This window comes from Pseudomonas sp. EU05-FHT14B02, from assembly GCF_058791055.1.
Genome location: NZ_JBYTDD010000007.1, coordinates 204043 through 217526 on the forward strand (window position 1 = coordinate 204043; position 13484 = coordinate 217526).

Sequence of the window (13484 nt, forward strand, 5' to 3'; positions counted from 1 at the left end):
GGGAACTCGTGGCCTTGGGGGGGGGGGGTTTCCCCCCTCGCCACAAAAGCCCCCTCGCCACAGGGTACGGCGTCAGTTCAAGAGCTTTTGCAGTTGCGCAACGGTATCGGAAGCCCCCATGGTCCTGGCAGCCTCCAGCGCGGTGATGCCATTGGCGTCCTTGGCTTTCGGGTCGGCGCCCTTGCTTATCAGGTAATCGACCACTTCGACGCGGTTGAACATCGCCGCCATCATCAGCGCCGTGCGGCCATCGAAGGACGAGCCTTCAACCTGGGCGCCGCCATCGACCAAGGCCTTGATCACCGCCAGGTCGCCCTTGAAGGCGGCACCGGCAATCGGGCTCTGGCCGTTGTCGTTGCGGATCTCCGGGTCGGCCTTGTGCTCCAGCAGGACTTTTACCGTGTCCACATGCCCGTGATACGCGGCCAGCATCAGCAAGGTATCGCCCTTGTGGTTGCGCAGGTTCGGCGGCAAACCCTTGGTCAGCAGTGCGGCCATCATCGCCGCATCGCCCTCCCGTGCCTTGTTGAATACCTGTTCGGCAAATTCGGCGGCTTCTTCGGGGGTCATCTGGCGGCTTTTGTCTGACATTGGGCACTCCCTTTTCTGTCATTCGTAAAAGCCGACAGTTTCCCGAGCGCTCCCGACACTGTCACTTGTTTTTTCTCATGGGCCGCCATAGCCAGATTCAATAACGGTACTTGCCGCCATGAATGTCGGACAACAACTGCTCCGTGACCTGTACATAAGTCTGCGTCCCCGGCAGCCAGGCATAGATCGGGTCATCGCCGGTTTTACCCGGGTCGAAGGCCTCGTCCTTGAGTCGGGTCTTCTGATATTTGAACGTCCCGGTGGTTTCCATTTTCACTTTCACCCGCAGGAACAACGGCACCGCATAGGCCGGCATCTGCTCGCGGGCGAAGGCCAGCAGCTCACTGAAGTCCAGGGTTGCCAGGGATTCGGCGGGAGTGATCGCCGCCATCCCGGCCCGGCCATTGGTGTTGCGGATTTCCACGCCATAGGCCACGGCTTCGGAAATAAGCGGGTGTTGCAGGAGGATGTTTTCAACCTCCGTGGTCGAAACGTTTTCGCCCTTCCAGCGGTAGGTGTCGCCCAAGCGGTCGACAAACTGCGCATGCCCAAAACCGATATTGCGCAACAGGTCGCCGGTGTTGAAGTAGCGGTCTCCCTTTTGGAACACATCCTGAAGCACGACCTTGGCGGTTTTCTGCGGATCGGTGTAGCCGTCCAGGGGGGCCTTATCGTCGATTTTTGCCAGCAACAACCCCTGCTCACCCTTGGCGACCTTGCGCATCAAGCCATTGGCCTGTCGAATCGGCGCGCCGCTGTCATGGTCGTACGCGACCAACTCCCAGGACATCAGGGAAAAACCGATGGTGTTGTCGAAGTTGAGAATGTTGGTGAAACCGATATTGCCGTCGCTGGCGGCGTACAGCTCGCAGATGTGATTCACCGCAAAGCGGGTCTTGAACTCGCTCCAGGCGCCGGGGCGCAAGCCGTTGCCGATCATTTTCTTCACATCGTGCCGGCTGTCCTCGGAGCTTGGCGGTTGATCGACCAGGTAGCGGCACAGTTCGCCGACATAACCGATGGTGGTCGCCCGGTACTTGCGCGCATCGTTCCAGAACTGACTGGCGCTGAATTTGCGGCGGATGGCGAACCCGCTGGCCCCACTGACGGCCGAACCCCAGCACACGCAAAGGCCCGTGGCGTGGTACAGCGGCAAGGTGCAATAGACGACATCGTCGGGGCGCATGTCCAGGGCAATCATGCCGAAGCTCGCAGAGCTGCGCATCCAGCGACCGTGCTTGAACACGCCGGCCTTGGGCAGCCCCGTGGTGCCCGAGGTGTAGATATAAAAGCAGGGATCGTCGAAGAAAACCTGCTGGCTGCTGGCCGGGTTGTCGCTGGCGTCGTCGAGGCTGACAGTCATCAGGTTGATGAACCCTTCAGGTGCGATACCAGGTTGGCGAGAGGTGTCCTGATCGGCAACGAACCAGGTTCGCGCAGCCTTGATCGACACCCGCTCACGCACCGCCAGGTACGCCGGGACCAACTCCTCACCGACAATGATCGCCACCGGCGCCACCAGGTTCACACTGTGTACCAGGGTGTCGCGGGTCTGCGAGGTATTGAGCAGCGCACTGATCGCGCCGACCTTGGCCACCGCCAGAATCGTCACCAGCAACTCCGGGCGGTTCTCGATGAAGACCGCCACCACATCACCCTTGCCGATGCCTTGGCCGATCAGGTGATGGGCGATGCGATTGGCCCATTGGTTGACCTCGGAGTAACTGAGCATTATGTCGCCTTGCAACAGCGCCGGGCCATCCGGGTTGCGCAATGTGGCTTGCTCGAAACTCCAGCCCAAACCACACGCCTGGGTCGGGTCCTTGACGTTGGCGGCCTTCATGCCCTTCACCACCCGGGGGATGGCCTTGGCGATGGAAGGCAGCTTGCGGAGCATCATGCTCCAGGTAATCGTGTCGTTCGACGTGCGACTCATGATGCTCCCGTTCGATCTTTTTATTGTCGGGCTGCGATGACTAAGCCCGAAAATACGTCAACGGTTCTTGAGCTGTACACGCGGTTTTTGAAATGTTTTGTATCTGCGATCTTGATCCGCGATTGATACAAGGCCAATCGTGAACCCCCGCACACGCAATGGTTCCATCGAATCGCCGAGCGACCTCGCAAAATGCAGGATGCACGACGGCCGTTCATGCAGAATGCACGAAAGCAAAAATCACCACAGATACTAACTTGTTGTTTTATAAGATTATTTATAAACAACCCAGGCTGGCACAATCACTGCAACCTTCTCCGTATGCTTGCCATTCAAGAGCCAACGGAGCTGAAAGAAATGAACCTGATTCAGGAAAAATTTTCGTCCTTGTTCTCCAACTTCGAAGTCACCACCCATGCCCGGCCTGACGGTGGGATCCTGCTGACCCTGTGCGGCGGCGAAGGCAAGGTGTTCAAGCGCTCGATTTCCTATCAGCAATTGCACAATGGCGACCAACTGACGTGGGTCATCAGTGCGATTCGCCGCGACCTAGCCGAACAAGCCAGTGAACTGCCGCAGATTTCCATGCTGCAGAGCCAGCAACGGTTTGCCCTGCCGACCTATCACTCGCTGTAAACAGTTGTGGGAAAAACACTGTGGGAGCGAGCTTGCTCGCTCCCACAGGTTTTGCGCCGTTTAGAAATTGGCGGGATTTATCCGCGCAAAGCTGTCCACGGTGACATGCCCCGCCAGTTCCCCACCCTCGCGGGCCAGCCCGCAAGTGGCCATCCCCGCCGTGCGCGCCGCGTCGAGTTCTTCGACGATGTCTGACAGAAACAGAATCTGCCCCGCCTCAAGGTTGATCGCCTGGGTGATGTTGACGTAGGACTGCGCCTCGCGCTTGGGGCCCGAAGTGGTATCGAAATAGCCGCTGAACAGTGGCGTCAGATCCCCCGCCTCTGAGCAACCGAAGATCAACCGCTGGGCCTGGATCGAACCGGATGAATAAACAAACAGTTGAAAGCCGTCCCGATGCCAGCACTTGAGCGCTTCAACGGCGTCCGGGTACACATGCCCCTTCAACTGCCCGGCCTGATAACCCTGCTCCCAGACCATGCCCTGCAACGCTTTCAGTGGCGTGGCCTTGCGGTCTTCAGCGATCCAGCCCAACAGGATCTCGATGACCCGCTCGACATCGGCGTCCGGTTCGTTGCTGTCGCGGCGCACGGCAGCCAATTGCTCCACCACATCGGCGCGTTCGGCATGCTGACGGACAAACGCCGGCAAGTGTTTGGCGGCATAGGGGAACAGCACGTCGAACACAAAACTCACCGCGCTGGTGGTGCCTTCGATGTCGGTGAGAATCGCTTTGATCGGCATCGACTCAGTCCTCCAGGCGCGGGAATCGGCTGGCGATGTCTTCGCCGGTGAAATTGGCCACCCATCCTTCCGGGTTATTGAACAGACGGATCGCGACGAAGTGCGGATGTTCGCCCATGTCGAACCAGTGTTTGGTACCGGCCGGCACCGAGATCAGGTCGTTTTTCTCGCACAGCACCGCGTAGACGTAATCGTCGATGTGTAGGGTAAACAGGCCACGGCCGGCAACGAAAAATCGTACTTCATCTTCGCCGTGGCGATGTTCGTCGAGGAACTTGGCACGCAGTTCGGCTTTTTGCGGGTGATCGCTGTTGAGGCTGATCACGTCGACAGTGACGTAACCGCGCTCGGTCATCAGCTTGTCGATTTGCTCCTGGTAGGCGGCAATCACTTCGTCCTGAGTGGCGCCCGGCTGGATCTTCGCCGCGGCTTGCCAGCGGTCGAAGCGTACGCCTTGCTCGGCCAGGGTCGAGGCGATATCTTCGAAATGGGTCAGCACCTTGTTGGGGATTTCAGGGCTGGAGACGTGATAGACGGACAGGCTGCTCATCAGGGCAACTCCTTAACGGTTCATGCTTTAAAGAGCGAGCGCATCTTCAACTCGCACTCGAACAAAAATTCAAAGGCCTCGATCTGCCGCAGGGCATCGCTCATGCGCGCGCCCCAGGTGTACAGGCCATGGCCACGGATCAGGTAGCCGACGCAATCAGGATGGGCGTCGAGCCAAGGCTGCACCTTGGCGGCCAGTCGCGCAATGTCCTGGTCGTTGTCGAAAATCGGCACCCGCACCCGGGATTCGTGGGTCGTCACACCGCTGAAGGCCTTTTGCAGTTCGTAGTCTTCGAACTCGATGAAGTCTTGCGGCGTCAGGCGCGACAGCACGGTGGCGTTCACGGAATGGGTGTGCAACACGGCACCGATCTCCGGGCGCCAGCTGTAGAGCTGGGTGTGCAACAGGGTTTCGGCGGACGGTTTCTTGCCCGGTTCCAGGCTGTTACCCGACAGGTCGGTGGCCAACACGTCGTCCATGCCCAGTTGCCCCTTGTGCTTGCCGGACACGGTCAGCAAGGCTTCGCTCGGCGACAGGCGGGTCGAGTAATTGCTGCTGGTGGCCGGCGACCAGCCGCGGCCATACAGAAAACGCCCGGCGTCGATGATTTCCTGGGCGAGTTGTTCACGGGTAAGGCTCATGGCCTGTCCTCTTGCATACGTGTGGCAATGATAACGGCAGCCGCGACGGCTGCGAGACTGGCAATACTAAATGTCCATGCCGCGCCGAGGGCATTCCAGCTGTAGCCGGAATACAACGCGCCCAACGCACCGCCGGTGCCGGCCAATGCGGCGTACAGCGCCTGGCCCTGGCCTTGCTGGCGCGCACCGAAGCTACGTTGCACGAATGAAATGGCAGCGGCGTGAAAGCTGCCGAACGTCGCCGCGTGCAGGATCTGGGCAAACAACAGTACCCAAAGAAACTCTGCGAGCGAACCCAGCAACAGCCAACGCAACGCCGCCAGCAGAAAGCTGGCCATCAGCACCCGGCGCAGTGAAAAGCGCGCGAAGATCTGGCTCATGGCCAAAAACATCAGGACTTCGGCGACCACGCCGACCGCCCAGAGCATGCCGATCACACCCCGGCTGTAACCCAGGCGTTCAAGGTGCAAGGTCAAGAACGTGTAATACGGTCCGTGGCTCATCTGCATCAGCGCCACGCAGCCGTAAAACGCCGCAACACCGGGGTTGCGCAGTTGCTTGAGGAATCCCTCCCCCGCCACCCGGTTGCCTGGGGCCGGTTGGGCATTGGGCACCCACAGACTGCTGAGCACGATGCCCACCATGATCAGCACCAGCGCCGCCGGATAGATGTCCAGGCTCAGCCATTCAAACAAACGGCCCAGCGCGACCACGGTGATGATGAAACCGATCGAGCCCCACAGGCGAATCTGGCTGTAGCGCGAGGTCTGGCTCTGCAAGTGCGCCAGGGTAATGACTTCGAACTGCGGCAAAACCGCGTGCCAGAAGAACGCATGCAAGGCCATGACCATCGCCAGCCAGGCGTAGGTTTTGCTGACGAAAATCAGCGAAAAGGTCAGCAGCGTGCACACTGCGCCGAAGCGCACGATGGCCAGTCGCCGACCGGTGTAGTCGCCCAGCCAGCCCCAGATGTTCGGCGCCACACAGCGCATCAGCATCGGGATCGCCACCAGCTCGCCGATACGCGCGGCGCTGAACCCCAGGTGATCGAAGTACAGCGCCAGAAACGGCGCTGTCGAACCGAGCAAGGCGAAATAGAACAGATAGAAACTGGAGAGCCGCCAGTACGGGAGCGCCGCAGTCGCCATCAGACGGCTGCGACTGTGAAGTCAGCCATTCAGAGCTGACCCAGCACCGGCGTGCTCACGCGCACATCGGCGTTCTGCCCACGGTGACGCAGCAGGTGATCCATCAGCACGATGGCCATCATCGCCTCGGCGATCGGCGTGGCGCGGATGCCCACACACGGGTCGTGACGGCCCTTGGTGATCACTTCCACCGGGTTGCCATGGATGTCGATGGAACGGCCCGGCGTTGTGATGCTCGACGTCGGCTTCAGCGCCAGGTGCGCAACGATAGGCTGACCAGAGGAAATACCGCCGAGAATGCCGCCCGCGTTGTTGCTGAGGAAACCTTCCGGGGTCATTTCATCGCGATGCTCGGTGCCACGCTGGGCGACGCTGGCAAAACCGGCGCCGATTTCCACGCCCTTGACCGCGTTGATGCTCATCAGCGCATGGGCCAGCTCCGCGTCGAGGCGGTCGAAGATCGGCTCGCCCAGGCCTGGCATCACGCCTTCGGCGACCACGGTGATTTTCGCACCGACCGAATCCTGGTCGCGACGCAACTGGTCCATATAGGCCTCCAGCTCAGGCACTTTGTCCGGGTCCGGGCTGAAGAAGGCGTTCTGCTCGACCGAATCCCAGGTCTTGAACGGGATTTCAATCGGCCCCAACTGGCTCATGTAGCCGCGAATGACGATGCCCTGGCTGGCCAGGTATTTTTTTGCAATCGCACCGGCCGCGACGCGCATCGCGGTTTCCCGGGCAGAGCTGCGACCGCCGCCACGATAATCGCGCTCGCCGTACTTGTGGTGGTAGGTGTAATCGGCGTGGGCCGGGCGGAACAGGTCCTTGATCGCCGAGTAGTCCTTGGACTTCTGGTCGGTGTTGCGGATCAACAGGCCGATGGCGCAACCGGTGGTGCGGCCTTCGAACACGCCGGAGAGGATTTCGACTTCGTCGGCTTCCTGGCGCTGGGTGGTGTGGCGGCTGGTGCCGGGCTTGCGGCGGTCCAGGTCACGCTGCAGATCCTCCAGGGAAATCTCCAGCCCCGGCGGGCAGCCATCGACAATGGCGACCAACGCCGGGCCATGGCTTTCGCCCGCGGTGGTGACAGTGAACAGCTTGCCGTAGGTATTGCCGGACATGCAGGACGCTCCGTGAAATGAACCTGAATACGTAATGCGCGCCAGTATACGCAGGCTACCCAAGTAGTTCATCCTCGAACCTTATGGGTGCCCGTGAGTCCAACCGGCATCTTCTTGATAATGGCGCGATGATGCTGCGAGTTCTAGCCTTGAGCCTTACCCTGATTTCCAGCTTCGCCCAGGCGACTGTCCTGCAACGACCAATCACATTGGATACGGACACCGGCGAGCTTTTCGGCTCGCTGTTGCTGCCAAAATCCGACAATCGAGTGCCGGTTGTCCTGATCATTTCAGGCTCAGGCCCTACGGATCGTGACGGAAACAACTCCGACGGCGGGCGCAATGACAGCCTCAAGCGCCTGGCCTGGGTGCTGGCCAAACACAACATCGCCAGCGTGCGTTACGACAAGCGTGGCGTGGCCGCGAGCCTGGCGGCGACCCCGGATGAACGCAATCTGACGGTGGAAGCTTATGTGGCCGACGCCCAAGCCTGGGGCCGGAAACTCAAGACCGATCCGCGTTTTGGCCAGTTGATCGTGCTGGGTCACAGCGAAGGCGCCCTGATCGCCAGCCTCGCTGCGCCGGATATCGATGCCGACGCGGTGATTTCTGTCTCCGGCAGCGCAAGACCGGTGGATCAGGTCATTCGCGAGCAACTGGGCAATCGCTTGCCTCAACCGCTGATGCTGCGCAGCAATCAATTGCTCGACAGCCTCAAGGCCGGGAAAACCGACGACAATGTGCCGCCACCCTTGCAGGTAATTTTCCGTCCGAGCGTGCAGCCTTACCTGATTTCCCTGTTCCGCCAGGACCCGGCCGCGGCATTTGCGAAGTTGAAGATGCCAGCACTGATCATCCAGGGTAGCAACGACATCCAGGTCGGCGTCAATGACGCAAGGCTGCTCAAGGCTGCCAAACCGGACGCCGAACTGGCGCTGATCGAGGGCATGAACCACGTCATGCGCATCGTGCCCAACGACGTCAAACGCCAACTGGCCTCCTATAAGGACCCGCAGCTGCCCCTGGCGGCGGAACTGGGCACGCGAATCCTCGGTTTTATTGACGGACTTCGCGCCAGTTAACCTCCAGTCTTGAAAAAAACGGCCGATAAGCCTTTGTCGCCAACACATTGGTTGGCGACAAGCTGAGCTTGGACAGGATCTCGCCGTTATGACTGACACCCAGACTTCACCCGACACCAGCGCTGAAAAAGACGCACCGCCAGCGGTCGAGCTGCCCTGGGCGGACGTCCACGTCGAGCACCACAAGATGCTCCGTCTGGCGCCGCTGCAGACTGACCGCAACACAGGCGGGCGCCCATTGCGCTTTGTCGAGTTCGGCTATGCCGAACGCAATGACAAGACGCACAGCCTGATGCGCATGAGCATCACCCTGCCCGGCCAACGCGTACGCAAGGAACAGAATCATCTGGACGTGTGGGTCGATCACGCTGAAAAACGCGTGCATTTCGAACCGGAAAGCGGACTGCAGATTGAACCGCTGAACCGTGGTATTGGTCGCTACATGGCGGCCCAGGGCATCAATTGGGCGAAAAGGCACTGGCCGACCTACACCGTCGACGGCTTTGACCTGAACAACAAGGATGCACTGAACGAAGACACCCGCCTGCGCCGCGATCATTTTTTGCGCGTGCACGGTTTCGACGTGGTGTATGCCGATGCCCAGCATTTGAAAGGCAGCGTCAAGCCGGTCAAGGTCGGCGACCTCTCTGGCGACTGGAACAGCGAAAAACTGCAGGTCGTGGAAATCCTCGAGGCGGCGCAGATGCTCCAGCAAGCCGAACAGAACCTGGCCGAGCAGGAAGTCAAACTCAAGAAACACGAAGAAAAAGTCAGCAAGTACAAACGCGAAGACGCCGGACTGCGATTCACCATTACCTGCCTGGTGGCATTTGCGGTGTTTCAGGCAGGGTTGTTGATCTGGATTGCCACGCATCGTTGAAGGTTTGAGACCGCGGCGCATTCATTGTAGGAGCGAGCTTGCTCGCGATGGACGTTAACGATGACGCGTGTATTCTGAATAAACACATAGCCCTTACGTCCATCGCGAGCTCGCTCCTACAAGGTCAGACGCGAGAAGCGAACAACGCCTGATGCTCACGACACTGCTGCGCGCTGAGCATGAACACACCATGGCCGCCACGTTCGAACTCCAGCCAGGCGAAGTCGACTTCCGGGTACAACGCCTCGACGTGCACCTGGCTGTTGCCCACTTCGACAATCAGCAAGCCCTTCTCGGTCAGGTGATCCGCCGCCTCGGCAAGCATGCGCCGCACCAGGTTCAAACCGTCATCACCGCAGGCCAGGCCCAGTTCCGGTTCGTGCTGGTATTCGTCCGGCATGTCGGCGAAATCTTCCGCATCGACGTAGGGCGGGTTCGACACGATCAGGTCGAAACGTTGACCCGGCAAGCCCTCGAAACCGTCGCCCTGCACCGTGTACACACGTTCATCGACACCATGGCGCTCGATGTTCTGATTGGCCACTTCCAGCGCTTCGAACGACAGGTCCGCCAACACCACCTCGGCATGCTGGAACTCGTAGGCGCAGGCGATGCCGATGCAACCGGAACCGGTGCACAGGTCGAGAATCCGCGCCGGCTCGTTAGCCAGCCATGGAGTAAAACGGTTTTCGATCAACTCGCCGATGGGGGAGCGCGGGATCAGCACACGCTCATCGACGATGAACGACATGCCACAGAACCAGGCCTCGCCCAGCAGATACGCGGTAGGCACCCGATCTTCGATGCGGCGCTTGAGCAAAAGCTGCAGGTGAGCCACTTCGTCTTCTTCCAGATTGCAGTCGAGGTAGCTGTCGGATATTTCCCACGGCAGGTGCAACGCGCCCAACACCAATTGCCGGGCTTCGTCCCAGGCGTTGTCAGTGCCATGGCCGAAAAAAAGATCCTCCCCATGGAAGCGGCTGACGGCCCAACGGATATGGTCACGCAGGGTGCGAAGGCGGGAAGTGATCACGACGGCAAACTCCAGAAAAATCGACGGGGGATTCTACCAGTCAAACGACTTCACGACGACGCGGGAAACTACCGATTCAAATGTAGGAGTTATCCATTTTTTCGCTAGGCTATTGAACAAAACGTGACTATTGACAAGGCTACAGGCCAGCAACGACGGCACCTACGATCGTAGCGATTCACAGAACCGCTCAGCCAGAGGACAATGGCGCAAAAGCCCCACTCCAAGGAGCCCCAGAATGTCTGTTCCAAAAACGATGTTTCAACTCAGCGGTCGCGGTTATGCAGCGGCCAATCTGAGCCATGCCACCCTGGTCATCATCGATGCCCAGAAAGAATACCTCAGCGGTCCCCTGGCCCTGAGCGGCATGGATGAAGCTGTCGCGAACATCAAGCAATTGCTCGCCGCTGCCCGCGCCGCCGGCCGGCCGATCGTGCATGTCCGCCACCTCGGTACCCTCGGCGGGCTGTTCAACCCACAGGGCGTAGGTGGAGAGTTCATTCCGGGCCTGGAGCCACAGAGCGATGAAACCGTCATTGGCAAATTGTTGCCAAGCGCGTTTCACGGCACCGAACTGGCACAACGCCTGGAAGACCTTGGCGCCCTAGACCTGATCGTCTGCGGCTTCATGAGCCACTCCAGCGTCAGCACCACAGTGCGTGCCGCCAAGAACCTGGGCTTCCGCTGCACCCTGGTGGAAGACGCCTGCGCCACCCGCGACCTGCCTTACAAGGGCGGCGTGCTCAGTGCCGCACACGTCCATCAGACGGAAATGGCGATCATGGGCGACAACTTCGCCACCCTCGCGCTGACGCGTGAACTGATCTGATCGACGCTCAATGAGCGGCCTGGAACGCCGCTCATCCGCAAAAGCCTCCCATTTGCCGTAATTGTCTTAGCCTCAGGAACATCCCGGTCAACTCCCGGTCGAAGGGCCGATACCCATTGAGGAAGGTCGGAATGAAGTTATCCGATGGTTTTGACGCTCGCCGCTTGCGGCCCAAAGGCCAAAGCAACTGGCGTTTTCGAATCGGCGCGACGTTCGCGGCGTTACTGGCGATGTGCGGCGTGTTACTCGCCATGGCCGGTGCCGCCAGACTGCTCGGCCACGCACCCGCCCTGGGTGAATTGAACACAAGCCGCACCGGTGCTGCCGTGATCCTGGCCATCGGCCTGTTCGTGCTGTACCTCGGTGTCTGGCTATGGCGCCGTTGCCGTCGTCGCTCACGGCAGTCGCGGGAGCTGGCCATGTCCCCGCACCTGATGAAAAAACACGACTGAGCCTGGCATCGCGCGCGTTTTTGTCGCGCCCGATTCGCTTCGAGTTGGGTAAACTGGCCGCCCTTCGCGGAGGCTGACATGCAAGACGACGATTTTTCCCTGTTCAAAAGCGCGATCCAAGGCGTCAAGCCGATCAAGCACGATCGCGCCGAAACCGGCAAACCCAAGGCTGACCGCGCGCAGATTGCCAAGCTGCGTCAAGCGGCCACCGTGCGCACCGAATCCACCACCGTCGACGGGCTGTCCGATCAGTTCGTCATCGACGTCGGCCCTGAAGACGAGCTGATGTGGGCCCGCGATGGCGTGCAGGAAAGCCAGATGCGCAAGCTCAAGGTCGGGCAGATTCCTTTCGAAGGCAGCCTCGACCTGCACGGCATGAGCGTGGAAAAGGCCCGGGAAACCCTCTGGGCATTTTTGGCTGAAGCCACCAAATTCGAAATCCGCTGCGTGCGCGTCACCCATGGCAAGGCTGTTCGCCTGGACGGCAAGCGGCCGATGATCAAAAGCCACGTCAACACCTGGCTGCGCCAGCATCCACAGGTACTCGGCTTCACCTCGTGCCAGGCGAAACATGGTGGTGCAGGCGCGGTTTATGTGATGCTCAAACGCACCATGATGGAAGGTCGTGACGAGTAAAGCTGACGCGTCACGCTTGCAGCGTCGTGTCCGTCACCGTACCCTTGCCCTTTGCGTAAAATCCCACAGGTAGTTTCATGTCCCTGGAACAGAATTACACGGCGATCCTCGGCCAGCTCGGCGAGGACGTTTCCCGCGAAGGCCTGCTCGACACGCCAAAACGTGCCGCCAAAGCCATGCAGTACCTCTGCCGCGGCTATGAACAGACACTGGAAGAGGTCACCAACGGTGCCCTGTTCAGCTCCGACAACAGCGAAATGGTGCTGGTCAAGGACATCGAGTTGTACTCGTTGTGCGAACACCACTTGCTGCCGTTCATCGGCAAGGCTCACGTCGCCTACATCCCGAGCGGCAAGGTCCTGGGCCTGTCGAAAGTCGCGAGGATCGTCGACATGTACGCCCGCCGCCTGCAGATCCAGGAAAACCTCAGCCGCCAGATCGCTGATGCGGTCCAGCAGGTTACCGGCGCCCTGGGCGTTGCGGTGGTGATCGAGGCCAAGCACATGTGCATGATGATGCGCGGTGTGGAAAAGCAGAATTCGACGATGATCACCTCGGTGATGCTCGGTGAGTTCCGTGAAAACGCCGCCACCCGCAGCGAATTCCTCAGCCTCATCAAGTAATTTGCGGCACGAAGAAAACCGGCGTTCATCGCCGGTTTTTTTTCGCCCGCAAAAAATCAGGTAAGCTGCGCGCCCTTATTCGTTTGCACCGTGAGGCTTTCAACGTGTTCGTAAAAGCGCTTCGTGTCGGCCTTGGCCAACTGATCATCTTCATCGACTTCATCACCCGCCCAGGCAAGAAGCAGCGCCCGGCGGAAGTTCAGGCACAGGTCAATTCGGCTGCCAAGGGCCTGACGCTGTATCAATTCCACGCCTGCCCGTTCTGCGTGAAGACTCGCCGTACCCTGCGCCGCCTGAATGTGCCGGTGGCCCTTCGCGACGCGAAGAACAACGAACAGGATCGCCAGACCTTGCTGGAGCAAGGCGGCAAGATCAAGGTGCCGTGCCTGCGCATTGAAGAGAATGGCCAGACCACCTGGATGTATGAGTCCAAGGTGATCATTGATTATCTGGACAAGCGTTTTGCGGCAGCCTGAAAAATTTTGGCGGGGCTGATGCCCCCATCGCGAGCAAGCTCGCTCCCACATCTATGGATCCCCCCATTTCTGCAATACTGGTTTTGATGCGTGTTTGGCTTGCTTT

The 13484-nt window shown here is 59.8% G+C and carries 16 protein-coding genes; 8 read left to right on the forward strand and 8 right to left on the reverse strand.

Annotation, left to right across the window (positions count from 1 at the left end; translation table 11 throughout):
* Positions 1 to 72 precede the first annotated feature (72 nt).
* Together AC3WTM_RS09715 and AC3WTM_RS09720 are read right to left on the reverse strand one after the other, a co-directional pair.
* Entirely contained in the window at positions 73 to 591 is a 519-nt protein-coding gene (locus AC3WTM_RS09715) for an ankyrin repeat domain-containing protein (protein ID WP_102672396.1), read from the reverse strand.
* Positions 592 to 688: 97 nt separating this feature from the next.
* The gene (locus tag AC3WTM_RS09720) at positions 689 to 2527 is read right to left on the reverse strand and encodes a long-chain-acyl-CoA synthetase (RefSeq protein WP_102672395.1); all 1839 of its coding nucleotides are present in this window, start codon (positions 2525 to 2527) and stop codon (positions 689 to 691) included.
* A gap of 357 nt (positions 2528 to 2884) precedes the next feature.
* On the opposite strand from AC3WTM_RS09720, the gene AC3WTM_RS09725 reads away from it, so the two are divergent.
* Positions 2885 to 3163, forward strand: coding sequence for a DUF3509 domain-containing protein (locus AC3WTM_RS09725; RefSeq protein WP_102672394.1), 279 nt, complete (start codon positions 2885 to 2887; stop codon positions 3161 to 3163).
* Between the two features lie 60 nt (positions 3164 to 3223).
* Here the strand turns inward: AC3WTM_RS09725 and mtnC are convergent, their stop codons facing one another.
* Genes mtnC through aroC form a run of 5 tightly spaced genes read right to left on the reverse strand, consistent with a single transcriptional unit; the run spans position 3224 to position 7367 of the window.
* A complete protein-coding gene (gene mtnC, locus AC3WTM_RS09730) occupies positions 3224 to 3907 on the reverse strand; it encodes an acireductone synthase (RefSeq protein WP_102672393.1) in 684 nt (227 codons plus the stop codon).
* 4 nt (positions 3908 to 3911) lie between these two features.
* Positions 3912 to 4457, reverse strand: a complete 546-nt coding sequence (locus tag AC3WTM_RS09735; RefSeq protein WP_102672392.1) for a 1,2-dihydroxy-3-keto-5-methylthiopentene dioxygenase — start codon at positions 4455 to 4457, stop codon at positions 3912 to 3914.
* Positions 4458 to 4477: 20 nt separating this feature from the next.
* Positions 4478 to 5098, reverse strand: coding sequence for a methylthioribulose 1-phosphate dehydratase (locus tag AC3WTM_RS09740; protein WP_057715747.1), 621 nt, complete (start codon positions 5096 to 5098; stop codon positions 4478 to 4480).
* Entirely contained in the window at positions 5095 to 6246 is a 1152-nt protein-coding gene (locus AC3WTM_RS09745; protein WP_102672391.1) for an MFS transporter, read from the reverse strand. Before AC3WTM_RS09745 ends, AC3WTM_RS09740 begins: the two co-directional genes overlap by 4 nt.
* 29 nt (positions 6247 to 6275) lie before the next feature.
* On the reverse strand, positions 6276 to 7367 hold the full coding sequence (gene aroC, locus AC3WTM_RS09750) for a chorismate synthase (RefSeq protein ID WP_057715749.1): 1092 nt from the start codon (positions 7365 to 7367) through the stop codon (positions 6276 to 6278).
* Between the two features lie 83 nt (positions 7368 to 7450).
* On the opposite strand from aroC, the gene AC3WTM_RS09755 reads away from it, so the two are divergent.
* Both AC3WTM_RS09755 and AC3WTM_RS09760 read left to right on the forward strand, forming a co-directional pair.
* A complete protein-coding gene (locus AC3WTM_RS09755; RefSeq protein ID WP_102672390.1) occupies positions 7451 to 8449 on the forward strand; it encodes an alpha/beta hydrolase in 999 nt (332 codons plus the stop codon).
* A gap of 88 nt (positions 8450 to 8537) precedes the next feature.
* Positions 8538 to 9329 (forward strand): hypothetical protein, encoded by a 792-nt coding sequence (locus AC3WTM_RS09760; RefSeq protein WP_102672389.1) that lies wholly within the window; start codon positions 8538 to 8540, stop codon positions 9327 to 9329.
* Positions 9330 to 9453: 124 nt separating this feature from the next.
* Here the strand turns inward: AC3WTM_RS09760 and prmB are convergent, their stop codons facing one another.
* A complete protein-coding gene (gene prmB / locus AC3WTM_RS09765) occupies positions 9454 to 10362 on the reverse strand; it encodes a 50S ribosomal protein L3 N(5)-glutamine methyltransferase (protein WP_102672388.1) in 909 nt (302 codons plus the stop codon).
* A 238-nt stretch (positions 10363 to 10600) separates the two neighbouring features.
* Here prmB and AC3WTM_RS09770 point away from each other — a divergent pair, with 238 nt between their 5' ends.
* From AC3WTM_RS09770 to AC3WTM_RS09790, 5 genes are all read left to right on the forward strand, one after another.
* A complete protein-coding gene (locus AC3WTM_RS09770) occupies positions 10601 to 11191 on the forward strand; it encodes a cysteine hydrolase family protein (protein ID WP_056721821.1) in 591 nt (196 codons plus the stop codon).
* A 131-nt stretch (positions 11192 to 11322) separates the two neighbouring features.
* Complete coding sequence (locus tag AC3WTM_RS09775; protein ID WP_102672387.1) at positions 11323 to 11643, forward strand: hypothetical protein; 321 nt, start codon at positions 11323 to 11325, stop codon at positions 11641 to 11643.
* A gap of 78 nt (positions 11644 to 11721) precedes the next feature.
* Positions 11722 to 12279, forward strand: coding sequence for a Smr/MutS family protein (locus AC3WTM_RS09780; protein WP_057715753.1), 558 nt, complete (start codon positions 11722 to 11724; stop codon positions 12277 to 12279).
* A 77-nt stretch (positions 12280 to 12356) separates the two neighbouring features.
* Positions 12357 to 12902 carry a GTP cyclohydrolase I FolE gene (gene folE / locus AC3WTM_RS09785; RefSeq protein WP_007988130.1) on the forward strand — a complete coding sequence of 182 codons (546 nt, stop codon included), beginning with the start codon at positions 12357 to 12359 and terminating at the stop codon, positions 12900 to 12902.
* 104 nt (positions 12903 to 13006) lie between these two features.
* Positions 13007 to 13378: a glutathione S-transferase N-terminal domain-containing protein gene (locus AC3WTM_RS09790; RefSeq protein ID WP_046042961.1), complete on the forward strand. Its 372-nt coding sequence runs from the start codon at positions 13007 to 13009 to the stop codon at positions 13376 to 13378.
* Positions 13379 to 13484: the final 106 nt, after the last annotated feature.

What these genes read in the sequence shown, in the direction of transcription:
- AC3WTM_RS09720 (WP_102672395.1), bottom strand. Translation starts at nt 2,527, where the DNA reads ATGAGTCGCACGTCGAACGACACGATTACCTGGAGCATGATGCTCCGC.
- AC3WTM_RS09740 (WP_057715747.1), bottom strand. Translation starts at nt 5,098, where the DNA reads ATGAGCCTTACCCGTGAACAACTCGCCCAGGAAATCATCGACGCCGGG.
- folE (WP_007988130.1), top strand. Translation starts at nt 12,357, where the DNA reads ATGTCCCTGGAACAGAATTACACGGCGATCCTCGGCCAGCTCGGCGAG.
- AC3WTM_RS09775 (WP_102672387.1), top strand. Translation starts at nt 11,323, where the DNA reads ATGAAGTTATCCGATGGTTTTGACGCTCGCCGCTTGCGGCCCAAAGGC.
- AC3WTM_RS09725 (WP_102672394.1), top strand. Translation starts at nt 2,885, where the DNA reads ATGAACCTGATTCAGGAAAAATTTTCGTCCTTGTTCTCCAACTTCGAA.
- AC3WTM_RS09755 (WP_102672390.1), top strand. Translation starts at nt 7,451, where the DNA reads ATGGGTGCCCGTGAGTCCAACCGGCATCTTCTTGATAATGGCGCGATG.
- AC3WTM_RS09780 (WP_057715753.1), top strand. Translation starts at nt 11,722, where the DNA reads ATGCAAGACGACGATTTTTCCCTGTTCAAAAGCGCGATCCAAGGCGTC.
- mtnC (WP_102672393.1), bottom strand. Translation starts at nt 3,907, where the DNA reads ATGCCGATCAAAGCGATTCTCACCGACATCGAAGGCACCACCAGCGCG.
- AC3WTM_RS09735 (WP_102672392.1), bottom strand. Translation starts at nt 4,457, where the DNA reads ATGAGCAGCCTGTCCGTCTATCACGTCTCCAGCCCTGAAATCCCCAAC.
- aroC (WP_057715749.1), bottom strand. Translation starts at nt 7,367, where the DNA reads ATGTCCGGCAATACCTACGGCAAGCTGTTCACTGTCACCACCGCGGGC.
- AC3WTM_RS09715 (WP_102672396.1), bottom strand. Translation starts at nt 591, where the DNA reads ATGTCAGACAAAAGCCGCCAGATGACCCCCGAAGAAGCCGCCGAATTT.
- AC3WTM_RS09760 (WP_102672389.1), top strand. Translation starts at nt 8,538, where the DNA reads ATGACTGACACCCAGACTTCACCCGACACCAGCGCTGAAAAAGACGCA.
- AC3WTM_RS09745 (WP_102672391.1), bottom strand. Translation starts at nt 6,246, where the DNA reads ATGGCGACTGCGGCGCTCCCGTACTGGCGGCTCTCCAGTTTCTATCTG.
- AC3WTM_RS09770 (WP_056721821.1), top strand. Translation starts at nt 10,601, where the DNA reads ATGTCTGTTCCAAAAACGATGTTTCAACTCAGCGGTCGCGGTTATGCA.